The organism is Sphingomonas sp. JC676, assembly GCF_014489075.1.
Classification (GTDB): Bacteria; Pseudomonadota; Alphaproteobacteria; order Sphingomonadales; family Sphingomonadaceae; genus Sphingomonas.
Genome location: NZ_JACTGR010000001.1, coordinates 1,368,355 through 1,381,638 on the forward strand (window position 1 = coordinate 1,368,355; position 13,284 = coordinate 1,381,638).

Consider the following 13,284-nt stretch of genomic DNA (forward strand, 5'->3'; position numbering starts at 1 on the left):
AGGGAGAGACAGGTGATCGAACGGCGCACGGTCCTGGGCATGCTTGGAGCAGCGACTCTCGTCGCGGGCTGCTCGTCGCGAGCGGGCGTCGGGCGCGGCATCATCGCGATCATCATGCCGCCCTATGACAATCCCTTTTTCCGCGCCCAGGCGGAGGCGTCGCGTGATCGCGCCAAAGCGCTTGGCTATGAACCGCTGATGCTCGTCCATGACGATGATGCCAGCAAGCAATCCGAGATGATCGACACCGCGATCGCGCGCGGCGCCAAGGCCATCATCCTCGACAATGCCGGCGCCGCCGCCACCGTCGCCGCGGTGCGCCGCGCCAAGGCGGCCGGCGTTCCTTCCTTCCTGATCGACCGCGAACTGAACGTGCGCGGCGTCGCCATCTCGCAGATCGTCTCGAACAATTATCAGGGCGCGCAGATCGGCGCCGAAGCCTTTGTCGCAGCGATGGCCGAAAAGGGCCCCTATGCCGAACTGGTCGGCCGCGAGGCGGATACCAATGCGACGATCCGTTCCGAGGGTTTCCACGCGATCCTCGATCAATATCCCGATCTCAAATCGGTCGCGCGGCAATCGGCGAACTGGAGCCAGACCGAAGCCTATGCGAAGATGGAATCGATGCTGCAGGCCAATCCCCAGATCAAGGGCGTCATCTGCGGCAATGACACCATGGCGATGGGCGCCTGGGCAGCGCTCAAGGCGGCGGGGCGCACCGACGTGATCGTCGTCGGCTTCGACGGCAGCGACGACGTGAAGCAGTCGATCCTCTCCGGCGGCATTCGCGCCACGGTGCTCCAGCCTTGCTCGCGCCAGGCGCGCATGGCGGTGGACCAGGCAGACGCCTATCTGCGCACCGGTAGCACCGGCCAGCCCGAGAAGCAGTTGGTCGACTGCGTCCTGATCGTGCCGAGCAACGCCGCGAAGCTCAGCAATTTCGATATGCGCGCATGAAAAGAGCCGCTTTGATCGTCGTGCTGGCGCTGCTCGCCGGCTGCCGGTTCGAAACGCGCGAGCAGGCCGCCCGCCACGCAGCCGGCGCGCAGGTCGCCGATATCGACGGCATGGCTTCCGAGGCCGCACGCACGCTTCCCGCCGCGCTTGCCGGCAAGGCGGCCGCCTTCCAGCCCGGACGGGCGGGCGACGCGGCGATTGCCGTCAGGCTTACCGGCCGCGTGGTCGCGGTGTCCGATGGCGAACGCGCGCGCTTGCTCTCGATCGACACCAATGGTGACGGTAGCGCGGATGCGATCGTCCAGCTCGGTCCCGTCGTCCGTGGCACCGCGCTGCGCGACGCGCTCGGCACACGCATCTTCAACGATTTCGACAGCCAGATCGAATATGCGCGCTACGCCCGCGCCATCAACGACCGCGTCGTCGGCCAGGTCCGCAACGCCGCAGCCAAGCTCGGCCGGGGCAGCGCCGTCGAGGTGATCGGCGCCTATGTCCCGGGCGGCGATGGCCAGGCCTTCGTCACCCCCGCGCAGATCCGGACGGCGCCATGAACGCTCCCGCCCCCCGGATGCGCGCGGAGCGCGTATCGAAGCTCTATCCCGGGGTTCAAGCGCTCGACGCGGTCGATTTCGAGATCCACGCCGGCGCAGTCAACGTGCTGATCGGCGAGAATGGCGCAGGCAAGTCGACGCTGATGAAGATCATCGCTGGGGTCGAACAGCCGAGCGCCGGCCGCCTGGTGCTGGACGGTGCGGAAGTGGCGTTCGCCAATCCCGCCGCCGCCGCGCGTCAGGGTGTGTGCATGGTGTTCCAGGAACTGAGCCTGTTCGCCAATCTCAGCATCGCCGAGAACATCTTCATCGGCCGCGAGCGCTGCCGGATGGGCATCGACATCGATCAGGGCTCCGAGATTGCGCGCGCGCGGGAAGTGCTGGCGCGGCTGCGCCATCCCCTCGACCCGCGTGCGCTGGTCTCTTCGCTCACTATCGGCCAGCAGCAGATCGTCGAGATCGCCCGCGCCCTCGCCCAGGATGCGCGCGTGCTGATCCTCGACGAACCGACCTCCGCGCTCAGCACCACCGAGGCGGAGACATTGTTCGGCGTGCTCGCCGAGCTCAAGGAGCGCGGCGTCGCCATCGTCTATATCTCGCACCGGCTGGAAGAGCTGAAGCGGGTCGGCGACCATGTCACCGTCCTGCGCGACGGCCGCCTCGTCGCGACCGCCGAAATGCGCGATGTCGACGTGCCATGGATCGTCCGCCAGATGATCGGGCGCGACGCCCCTGCCCGCGCCGAATGCGCCCGCGGCGAGCTCGGCGGCGAAGTGCTGCGCGTCACCGATCTCGTATTGCCGCGCGAACGCGGTGGCTTCCTCGTCGATCACGTCTCGCTGTCGGTACGTACCGGCGAGATCGTCGGCATCTACGGCCTCTTGGGCGCCGGTCGGACCGAATTGCTCGAATCGATCATGGGCTGCCGCCGCGACGCCGTGGGGCGCGTCATGGTCGCCGGCGCCGATATCAGCCGGTACGACATATGCGGCCGGGTGGCGGCAGGTGTCGCGCTCGTGCCTGAAGATCGCCGCCATGCCGGCTTTGTTGGCACCTTCTCGGTCGCGCGCAACCTGACCCTGGCGAGCCTGCGCCGATTCACGCGCCTGTTTCACCTTGATCCGGCACGCGAAGCTTCGGCGGTCGCCACGTCGACCAGCGATCTCGCGATCAAGACGGCGGGGCCGGACACGCCCGTCACCACGCTTTCGGGCGGCAACCAGCAAAAGGTCGTGATCGGCAAGGCGCTGCTCACCCGTCCCAAGATCCTGCTGCTCGACGAGCCGACACGCGGGGTCGATGTCGGCGCCAAGGCCGAGCAATACCGCCTGATCCGCCGCCTCGCCGACGAAGGCCTGGGCGTGCTCTTCGCAACGTCCGAACTCGACGAACTGACCGCGCTCGCCGATCGCGTGCTGGTGATGCGCGAAGGCGTCATCGCGCTGGACCTGCCGTGCGCTGACGCGGACCATGACAGTATCACCGCCGCCGCGAACCCGCGGGCCGAGGCGGCATGAAGGGGGCATGATGGGAGGCGATACGCTGCTCTTGCTGATGCGGCTGAGGACGGTGATCGCACTGGTCGTCGTGCTTGCCGTATTCTCCGTCGCGGCACCCAATTTCCTGAGCAGTGCCAACATGGTGCTGATGCTCAAGCATGTCGCGCTGAACGCGATCCTGGCGATCGGCCTCACTTATGTGATCGTCGCGGGCGGGATCGACCTGTCGGTCGGCTCGGTCGCGGGCTTGACCGGCATGGTCGCGGGCTTCCTGATGCTGAACGGCGTGCCTGTCGGCAGCGACATGCTGGTGCGCTTCAACCTGCTCGAGATCATCCTGATCGTGCTCGCGCTCGGCGTCGTGATCGGGCTGATCAACGGGCTGTTGGTCGCGCGCTTGAAGGTCGCGCCGTTCATCGCGACGCTCGGCACCCTCTATGTCGTGCGCGGCGCGGCCTTGCTTTCGTCGGGCGGGCGGACCTTCCCTGATCTGGTCGGCGACACCTATTACGGCACGTCTGGTTTCCCCGTGATCGGTGGCGGCTATCTGATCGGGCTCCCGGTCTCGGTGTGGATCCTCGCGGTAATCGCCGCGCTCGCCGCTTATGTGACGATGCGCACCCCGCTCGGACGCCAAATCTATGCCGTCGGCGGCAACGCCGTCGCCGCCGCGCTCTCCGGCATCCGCGTCGGACGCGTGCTGATCGTGACCTATATGGTCTCGGGCTTCTGCGCCGCGGTGGTCGGCCTGATCATCGCCTCCGAACTCCAGGCCGCGCACCCCGCGACCGGCGAAACCTTCGAGCTCAACGCGATCGCCGCGGCGGTTCTCGGCGGTGCCTCCATGAGCGGTGGGCGCGGCACGATCCTCGGCACCCTGGTCGGCGCCGCGGTGATCGGCGTGCTGGGCGACGGCATGGTGATGATGGGCGTCAGCGCCTTCTGGCAGATGGTGATCAAAGGGCTGGTGATCATCGCCGCAGTGCTGCTCGACGGCGCGCAGGCGCGGCTCCAGCACCGCGTCGCGATCCGGCGCGCGGCGGCCACGGCCTGATGCTGCGCGGCGGCCTTATCGGCTGCGGCTTCTTCGCCGCCAACCAGCTCCACGCGTGGCACGATATCGACGGGGTCGAGATCGCCGCGATCTGCGACACCGATCCCGCCCGGCTGGCCGCCACCGGCGACCAGTTCGACATCGCCGCACGCTACACCGATGCGGCCGCGATGCTGACCACCGAGCGCCTCGATTTCGTCGACATCGCCACGACCCCGCCCAGCCACCGCGCCCTGGTCGAGCTCGCCGCGCGGCACCGCGTACCGGTCATCTGCCAGAAACCGCTCGCCGCTACCTTCGCCGACGCCCGCTCGATGGTCGCCACCTGCGACGCTGCCGGCGTGGCGATGATGGTCCACGAGAATTTCCGCTGGCAGGCCCCGATCCGCGCGCTCCGTGCCGCGATCGACGCCGGCGAGATTGGCACGCCCTTCTTCGCTCGCCTCACCTTCCGCTCGGGCTTCGACGTCTATGCCGCCCAGCCCTATCTCGCCGAAGGCGAGCGCTTCATCATCGAGGATCTCGGCATCCACGTGCTCGATATCGCCCGCTTCGTGATGGGCGAGGCGACGACGCTCTTCTGCCGCACCCAGCGCGTCAATCCGGCGATCCGCGGCGAGGATGTCGCGACAATCCTGCTTGGCCATGGCGACCACGCGACGAGCATCGTCGACTGCAGCTACGCGACGCCGATCCACGACGATCCCTTCCCGCAGACATTGATCGAAGTCGACGGCGACCGCGGACGGCTGCGGCTGGAGGCGGGCTATCGCCTGACCGTCGAGAATCGCGAGCGCATCGTGACACGCGACGTGGCGCCGCCGCTCCTACCCTGGGCGGAGAAGCCGTGGCACGGCATCCAGGAGAGCGTCGCGGCGATCCAGCGGCATTGGGTCGAATGTCTCGCAACCGGTCGCGAGCCCGCAACTTCGGGTCACGACAATCTGCGCACGCTCGCGCTGGTCGATGCCGCCTATCGCAGCGCCGCCGAAGGGCGCGCGGTCGATGTCGAGCGCTGAAGCGCTCTACGGCACCGGAGAGGCCGAGCCGGAGCCGCTCCGGTTCGCAGCGGGCGCACTTTCATTCGAGTTGCTCGAAGGAAATATCCGCGCGATCCGCGTCGCCGGCGTCGAAGTACTGCGCGGCATCCAATATCTGGTCCGCGATCGCGACTGGGGCACGCTGACCCCGTCGATCCGCAATCTCAAGCTGTTCGAAGCACCATCGGAAGTGTCGATCACCTATGAGGCCTCGGTACAGGACCCGGACGGCGCCACCCTGCGCTATGCGGCCACGATCGCCGCCACGCCCACCAGCCTCGATTTCACCGTCGGTGCCATGGCGGGAGCGGACTTCGTCACCAACCGGCTCGGCTTCTGCGTGCTCCATCCGGCGGCGCTTGCCGGCACGCCGCTCACCGTCGAGCACGGCAATGGCGATGTCACCGCGTCCGAATTCCCCGTGCTGATCGATCCGTGGCAACCCTTCACCGATATTTGCGCGCTCAACCACCGGCAGGAAGGGCTTTCCATCGCCTGCCGCCTGGAGGGGGACGTGTTCGAGATGGAGGATCAGCGCAACTGGTCCGACGCTTCGTACAAGACCTATGTACGCCCGCTCGCGCGGCCCTGGCCCTATGTCGTCCCCGCAGGAGGCGCCAATCGCCAATCGGTGCGGATCGGCATCGAGGGAACGCCGCCTGCTGTCGCGCAGGCGATTGCGTCGATCGAGGTCATGCTCGGTGATCGGATCGGCACCATGCCGCACATCGGTCTGGTCGTCGCACCCGCCGAGGCGGCGGCGACATTGGCTCGCGCCGACGCGCTGGAAACGCTGGGCGTGCAGGACTTGCTGCTCACCTTCGATGCGCATGCCGGCCATGGCGCTGCCGAAATGGCGGCATTGGCGAAGATCGCATGGCAAACCAAAGCGCGTGTCACGCTTGAATGCATCCTGTCCGCGAATAGCGATCTCGACACCGAGCTGGGCGCAGTCGCGGACCTAGTCGCCGACGCCGAACTGGCACTTGACGCGATATCGGTCTTCCCCGCGCCCGATCTGCAGTCGACTCCACCGGGCAGCACTTGGCCCGCCTGCCCGCCGCTAGAAGAGGTCTACGCCGCCGCGCGGCGCGCATTTCCCGGCATTCCGCTGGGCGGGGGCATGTTCAGCTATTTCACCGAACTGAACCGCAAGCGCCCACCCATCGAACTGCTCGACTTCGTGACCCACGCCACCTGCCCGATCGTCCACGCCGCCGACGATCTCAGCGTGATGCAGACGCTGGAGGCCCTGCCCCATATCGTCCGTTCGGCACGAGCGATCATCGGCGAGAAACCCTATCGGCTCGGCCCGAGCACGATCGGCATGCGCCAGAATCCCTATGGATCGCGAACGATGGACAATCCCGATCGCCGGCGCATGGCGATGGCGGAAATCGATCCCCGCCAGGACGGGCGCTTCGCCGCCGCCTGGATGCTGGGATACGTCGCCGCGAGCGAAGCCGCCGGTCTCGAAGCGCTGACGCCCGGCGCGCTGACCGGTCCGTTCGGCGTGCTGGGTCGCGACGGCCCGCGTCCGGTCTATGGGGTGGTGCGTGATCTAGCCGCGCTCGCCGGCCTACCGCGCCGCGCGTGCCGCTCCTCCGCGCCGGACCGAATACTCGCGATAGCCGTGGATGCGCCCGAAGGCACGGTCCTGCTGCTCGCCAACATCACCGCCGATCCGCGCGACGTCGCACTCGATTCCGGGAAAATTTCGCTCGACGCCTACGAGATCACGCGCATCGCGATCCCCTGACCGAACTCAGCCCGCAGCCTCGCCCTCATGGTTGTGCGAGTAGAGATGATTCGAGCGCTCCAGATGGCCGCTCATCAATTTCTCGGCACCCTCCGGATCGTGCGCCTCGATCCGCTCGATCACGGCGGCATGCTCGCTCAGCGTGCGTTCGCTCTTGCCCTGCCAGATCAGCATGTGCGCGTGATATTCCTGCAGCCAGCCGAGCATCATCTCGCTCACCGCGCTGTAGATCGGGTTGCCGGTGATCTTCGCGATCTGATTGTGGAAGCTCATGTCGATCCGCACGAACTCGCCGGCATCCCCCGCGACGCTGCGCTGGTCCTCCAGGATCGCGCGCAGCGCCGCCACGTCCTCGGCGGTCGCTACTTCGGCCGCACGGCGGACCATGCCGCGTTCGAAGAAGCTGCGCGCTTCCTTCAGATGCTCCAGCGATTCGGGCGATGTCGAAAGCAGCAGCTGCGCCACCACATCGACCTGGCGGATCGCCGCCATCGCCGTGATTTCGCGCACGCGGGCGCGTTCGCCATGGTTGATCGTGACCAGCCCGAGACTGGCGAGCGCCTGCATCGCCTCGCGGATCGCGGGCCGGCCGACGCCGAAGCGCGTCATCAGTTCGCGTTCGGATGGCAGCGTCTCGCCCGGGCTGCGTTCGCCGCTGACGATCATCGCCTTCAGCCTGTCGAAGACTTCGTCCGCCAGCTTGCGTCTGACGATGGTTTCATTTGCTGGGAGCGTCACAGCGCAACCTTCTTTTCAAAAATGGTGGACTATCAATAGCCGTCAGACCGGCCGCGGAACAACTAGGGACTTGGGACGGGAAAATCCCTGCGTACAATCGATAAGCGCGAACAACCCTGCCGCCACCAGCACCATTCCCGCGACCAATTGGACAGGCAGGTCGTAATTGCCAGTCCCCTGGACGATATAACCGAACGCAACCGCACACACGAACCCGCCGAAATTGCCGAAGGTGTTCATCACCGCCGTCGCCGTGCCGCCGTGCCGCCCGCCGATCGTCATGCACATCGCCCAGGCGCTGGGCAGCATCAGGTCCATCACCGCGAAACTCGCGCCCGCCAGCACGATAACGGCTGCGGGCGCCTGCACGCGCGTCATCGCATAGAGCAGCGCGGCGGTGGTTAGCAGGCATAGCGACGCGATCAGCCGATAGCCGATGCGCACGCCAAGCCGCTGCTCGAGCCAGTCGCACAGTACGCCGCCCACGAGATTGCTCACCACGCCGAGCATGAAGGGTATCGCGGCGTAAAAGCCCATTTCGGCGGTCGAGAAACCACGCGCCTTGATAAGCCAGGTGGGAAACCAGCTGAAGAAGAACCAGACGCCGAAGCAATAGAAGAAATAAGCGAGCGCGATCAGCCAGAGCTGCGGCAGCGCGAACAGCTGCCGCCACGGCGTGGCCACATGGGGACCGTCGTCATGTCCGCCGATCTCGGCGAGTTCCTCGGGCGTTATCCCGCGCATATCCGCCGGCCGCTCGCGGAACCACAGTCTGAACGCCATCACCCAGACAAAGCCGACCAGCCCCATCACCACGAACACGGTACGCCATCCCGCCACCTCCATCAGTGGCACCAGCAGCAGCGGCGCAAGCGCCCCGCCCAGCCGGCTCGCCGACCAGATCACGCCTTGCCCCCGCGCCCGCTCGCGCGCCGGCAGCCAGCGATAGAGAATGCCCGCGATATTGGGATAGGCCCCTGCCGCGCCCGCACCGAACAGGAAACGGGCACCAGCGATTTGCCAGACATTGCGGCAGAAAGCCGTGACCAAAGTGAAGAAGGACCACCACAAGGTGATGCGGGTGAGCTCGCGGCGATAGCCGCGATTGTCGCCGAGCGCGCCCGAGGGAATCTCGAACGCCGAATAGGCCAGCGCATAGGCGCTGAGTACCCATCCCCACGACACCGGGTCGATCGCAAGGTCGCGCTGGATCGCCGGGCCGGTAACCGCGATCACCATCCGGTCGAGGAAAGTGATCACTGACAGCGCTGCCAGAATCGCGACCACCAGATGGCGCTTTCGCATGCCCCGCCTCTCCCTCGCCGCGCTCACTGTCGGCGTTTCGCCGATCATCGAATCGCGGTGCCGGCAACCGATCGTCGCCAAGTGGTATGATGATATAAACACAGTGCATTAAGCAAGCACGGAAGCGCGCGGCAGCCTGATACAAGTTCAGAGTTGCTCATCATACCAGTATACCATATTCTGGCGATGTTCGTCGGTATTTGAGACCGGTGGATATCGGGAGGTCTGACTGGAGCATCGCACAAGGCGAGCCGGTCGAGGAGAGGGACAATCATGGAACGTCGCACCTTTCTGGCCGGCGCCGCCGCGGGCACTTTCGCGGTCGCGCTGAACTGGCCTGCGCCCGTGCTCGCCGCCGGCGACGACCCCCTGCTCGACGGCTTCCGCTCTCCCCCGCCCGATGCCAAGCCGCATACCTGGTGGCACTGGATGAACGGCAACGTCACCACCGACGGCATCACCCGCGATCTCGAGGCGCTGGAGCGCGTCGGCGTCGGCGGGGTGCAGATGTTCGATGTCGGCTGCGGCATCCCCGCCGGTCCTGCTCGTTCGCTCAGCCCCGAATGGGTCAAGGTGGTGCGCCACGCCGCCGATGAATGCGGACGGCTCGGCCTCTCCTTCACGATGCACAATTGCCCGGGCTGGTCGTCGAGCGGCGGCCCGTGGATCACGCCCGAGCTGTCGATGCAGCAATTGGTGTGGAGCGAAGCGACCGTCACCGGCGGCACGACAATCGATCGCGCGCTGCCGCGTCCCTTTGCCCGGCTGGACCATTATCGCGACGCGATGGTCCTCGCCTTCCCGACATTGCCCGGCGACCGCGCCACGGCCCGCGGCCAGATCGTCCGCGCCACGCTCGACGGCAAGCCCGCCGATATCCGCGTGCTGGTGGATGGCGATCCCTCGACGTCGTTTGACGTGACGCCGGGTGACGAGCCGGCCCAGCTTGTACTCGAATTTGCCGCGCCCTTCCGCGCGCGCTCGCTCAGCTTCCTTCCGACCGCCGACGACGCCACCAATTTCCAACTCAAGGCGATGATCCGGCTCGAAGCATCAGACGACGGCGTCCGCTATCGCACCGTCGCCGAAGTGCCGATGCCGTTCTGGCGCCTCCATACCTTACCGCCCGTCGTCGCCAGCTTCGATGCGACCAGCGCGCGCTTCTTCCGCCTGTCGCTTCCCGCCAAAATGGCAATCGCCGAACTGGCGCTTTCCTCCGACCCGCGCATCGCGGACATCGGCGCCAAGGCCAATTGGGGCCGTACGCCCGACAGCGGCGAGGCTCCGGGTGCCGAGGACCCCAAGGCGACGATCGATCCGGCGAAGGTGATCGACATCAGCCGCTTCATGGATGCCGAAGGGCATCTGCGCTGGAAGGCACCCGCGGGCGAATGGACGATCCTCCGCCTCGGCCATACCGCGACCGGCGCGCGCAACATTTCCGCGTCCGCCGCGGGCGGCGGGCTCGAATGCGACAAGTTCAGCGCCGCCGCGATCGACTTCCATTTCAACAAATATTTCAGCGAGGTGCTTCCCTCGCTCGAACGGCTCGGCAAGCGCGACCTCGCCGGCGCGATCATCGACAGCTACGAAACCGGCATGCAGAACTGGACCGCGGACCTGCCCCGCGAGTTCGAGAAGCGCCGCGGCTATGCGCTGACCGCCTATATGCCCGCCGTCACCGGTCGCTTCGTCGGCAGCGCCGAGATTTCCGAACGCTTCCTCTGGGACCTGCGCCGCGTCCATGCCACGCTGATGGAAGATCTTTATTACGGCCGCTTCCACGATCTCTGCCGCAAGCACGGCCTGGTCTCATACACAGAGCCTTACGGGAACGGCCCGTTCGACGATCTCGCCGCGGGTGCGCGGGTCGACCGGCTCATGGGCGAGTTCTGGGTGCGCGGCGGCGCCGCGGCCTATTCGGTCAAGGTCGCCGCGACCGTGGCGCATGTGCAGGGCAAGACGTTCATCGGCGCGGAGAGCTTCACCGGCCGCCCCGCCCAGTCACGCTGGCAGGAGCATCCCTATGCGATGAAGGCGCTGGGCGACGAGATGTACTCGCTCGGGCTCAACCATTTCGTCTTCCACCGCTACGCCCAGCAGCCGCACCCCACCGCGAAGCCCGGCATGACGATGGGCCCCTGGGGCTTCCATTTCGACCGGACCAATACCTGGTTCGAGGATGCCGGCCCCTGGCTGAGCTATGCCGCACGCTGCCAGCATATGCTGCGCCAGGGCAATTTCGCCGCGGACATCCTCTATTTCACCGGCGAGAACTCGCCGGTGCAAGTGCCCGTCCATGTCGAGGAGCCGGTCGCCGCCACGCTCTCCGGCGCGCGACCGAAGCTGCCGCAGCCGGTGCCCGCCGGACAGGACTACGACGTTTGCGATGCGGAGGTGTTGCTGAAGCGCGTGCGGATCGAGGACGGGCACATCCTCCTCCCCGACGGCATCCGCTACCGCGTGCTGGTGATGCCGGAGGACCGTCGCGTCAGCCGCGAAGTGATAGCCCGGCTACGCGAGCTGGTGCTCGCCGGCATGTGGCTGGTCGGCCCGCGCATCGAGCATTCCCACGGGCTGCGGGACTTCCCCTCGAACGACGAAGCGGTGCGCAAAATAGCCGCCGAGCTCTGGGGCGATCTCGACGGGCGCGCGCGCACCTCGCGCAGCGTCGGCAAGGGCCGTGTGTTCTGGGGCGTGCCGCTGGCGGAGGTGCTCGCCGCGGCGGGCCTCGGCCCCGATGTCGAGATATCGGCGCGCAGCAGCGACGCGGTCATCAACTGGATCCATCGCCGCGTCGATGGCGCGGACGTCTATTTCGTCGCCAATGGCCTTCGCCGGCCCGAAGACCTCGCGTGCAGCTTCCGCGTCACCGGGCGCCGGCCGGAGCGCTGGGACCCGATGACCGGCGAAACCAGCCCGCTGCCCGTCTACGAGCAGGCCGGCGGCCGCACCCATGTCGCGCTGCGCCTCGAAGAAGCCGGCTCGTGCTTCATCGTCTTCCGCGCGCCGGCCAAGGCATCGGCTCCGACGCTCGCCGCGCCCGGCGGCGTCGCGCTCCAGGCACGGCCGTATCCTCCGGCGGTCATCGCCGAAGCGCGGGACAGCTTCACCGTCAGCGCCTGGATCAAGCCCGAGACCGAACTCTGGCCGATCGATCCGGTGATCGCGTCCGACAGCAACACGTCCGAGCATGCAGCCGCCCGCGCCACTGCGCTGGCGCGGGGCGGCAGCGTCCCGACGCTCGGACTGAGCGGCGCGAGCTTCGTCATCGATCCGCCCGCCGGCGACGCGACCGGCCAGGCCAATCTCGCAATCTCGGCGGGACGCAACGGCGTGATCCTCTATGAATATGCGAGCGCAAGCGCCTATCCGGCGGTACTCGCGCTGCCCGTTCCCATCTCGGGCTGGACGCATCTCGCCATCACCTATCAAGGCGGCCGCCCCACCATCTTCCTCGACGGCAAGCAGGCCGCAACCGGCAGGCCATCCGCCTTCCAGGTTCATGCGGCACTCGGGCAGCGCGTCACGCGGCCTCGCTATTTCGAGGGCGATGTCGCGGCGCTGACGCTGCATCCAACTCCGCTCGCCGGCGCGGACATCGCCCGGCTTGCCGCCGGCGGCCCGCCTGCGCCGGAAGGCCCGCCCGCGATCGAGTTTGCCGGTGGCGGTCTCCTCGTCTGGCGCGACGGACGCTATGCGCTGGGTTCGCGCACCGTGGATGCACGCGGGATCGCGCCAGCCAGCGAGCTCAAGGGGCCCTGGCAGGTCTCCTTCCCGCCCGATCTTGGTGCCCCGACGTCGATCACGCTCGCGCGGCCGGCCTCACTGCACCGGCACGCCGATTTCGGCGTCCGCCATTTCTCAGGGACCGCCACCTACAGCACGCGCTTCGACGTTCCTTCGCGCGCGCTCAGTTCAGGCCGCAGGGTCTATCTCGATCTCGGCCGCGTCGAGGTGATCGCGGCGGTCCGCGTGAACGGCAAGGATCTCGGCAAGCTGTGGAAGCCGCCGTTCCGCATTGACGTCACCGATGCCGTGCATGCTGGGGCGAACATGCTGGAGGTCCAGGTCACCAATCTCTGGCCGAACCGCCTGATCGGCGACGAGCATTTCCCGGCGGAATACGAATATACCGTCAGCAATGCCGGCTCGACCGGAGGGATCACAGCGATCCCCGACTGGTATCGCGACGGCCTACCCAAGCCGCCGAGCAAGCGCGTAGCCTTCGCCACCTGGCGGCATTTCGGCCCCGATGCGCCGCTGCTCGAATCCGGTCTGCTGGGACCGGTCCGGCTGCTGCACGCGCAACTGGTACCGATCGCGTAGCCGCGCCGTCAGGTTAAATCGTGCTCCTGCTTTCGCAGGAGCACGGCTTCGC

9 protein-coding genes are annotated in these 13,284 nt (G+C 67.2%); 7 read left to right on the top strand and 2 right to left on the bottom strand.

The window, feature by feature from the left end; all coding sequences use genetic code 11:
• The first annotated feature begins 12 nt into the window (after positions 1-12).
• The 6 genes from IAG41_RS06390 to IAG41_RS06415 are packed head-to-tail and all read left to right on the top strand — an operon-like array spanning position 13 to position 6,860.
• Positions 13-957, top strand: a complete 945-nt coding sequence (locus tag IAG41_RS06390; RefSeq protein ID WP_222950487.1) for a D-ribose ABC transporter substrate-binding protein — start codon at positions 13-15, stop codon at positions 955-957.
• Complete coding sequence (locus IAG41_RS06395; protein WP_187727671.1) at positions 954-1,508, top strand: DUF2291 family protein; 555 nt, start codon at positions 954-956, stop codon at positions 1,506-1,508. Before IAG41_RS06390 ends, IAG41_RS06395 begins: the two co-directional genes overlap by 4 nt.
• Positions 1,505-3,025 (top strand): sugar ABC transporter ATP-binding protein, encoded by a 1,521-nt coding sequence (locus IAG41_RS06400; protein ID WP_187727672.1) that lies wholly within the window; start codon positions 1,505-1,507, stop codon positions 3,023-3,025. The genes IAG41_RS06395 and IAG41_RS06400 overlap by 4 nt, the downstream gene beginning before the upstream one ends.
• Before the next feature lie 7 nt (positions 3,026-3,032).
• Positions 3,033-4,061 carry an ABC transporter permease gene (locus IAG41_RS06405; protein WP_222950488.1) on the top strand — a complete coding sequence of 343 codons (1,029 nt, stop codon included), beginning with the start codon at positions 3,033-3,035 and terminating at the stop codon, positions 4,059-4,061.
• A complete protein-coding gene (locus IAG41_RS06410; protein WP_187727673.1) occupies positions 4,061-5,080 on the top strand; it encodes a Gfo/Idh/MocA family protein in 1,020 nt (339 codons plus the stop codon). Before IAG41_RS06405 ends, IAG41_RS06410 begins: the two co-directional genes overlap by 1 nt.
• The gene (locus IAG41_RS06415; RefSeq protein ID WP_187727674.1) at positions 5,067-6,860 is read left to right on the top strand and encodes a hypothetical protein; all 1,794 of its coding nucleotides are present in this window, start codon (positions 5,067-5,069) and stop codon (positions 6,858-6,860) included. The genes IAG41_RS06410 and IAG41_RS06415 overlap by 14 nt, the downstream gene beginning before the upstream one ends.
• 6 nt (positions 6,861-6,866) lie before the next feature.
• Here IAG41_RS06415 and IAG41_RS06420 read toward each other — a convergent pair whose 3' ends face one another.
• Positions 6,867-7,598: a transcriptional regulator NanR gene (locus IAG41_RS06420; RefSeq protein WP_187727675.1), complete on the bottom strand. Its 732-nt coding sequence runs from the start codon at positions 7,596-7,598 to the stop codon at positions 6,867-6,869.
• Positions 7,599-7,640: 42 nt separating this feature from the next.
• Complete coding sequence (locus tag IAG41_RS06425) at positions 7,641-8,903, bottom strand: MFS transporter (RefSeq protein ID WP_187727676.1); 1,263 nt, start codon at positions 8,901-8,903, stop codon at positions 7,641-7,643.
• A 273-nt stretch (positions 8,904-9,176) separates the two neighbouring features.
• Here IAG41_RS06425 and IAG41_RS06430 point away from each other — a divergent pair, with 273 nt between their 5' ends.
• Positions 9,177-13,232, top strand: a complete 4,056-nt coding sequence (locus tag IAG41_RS06430) for a glycosyl hydrolase (protein WP_187727677.1) — start codon at positions 9,177-9,179, stop codon at positions 13,230-13,232.
• Positions 13,233-13,284: the final 52 nt, after the last annotated feature.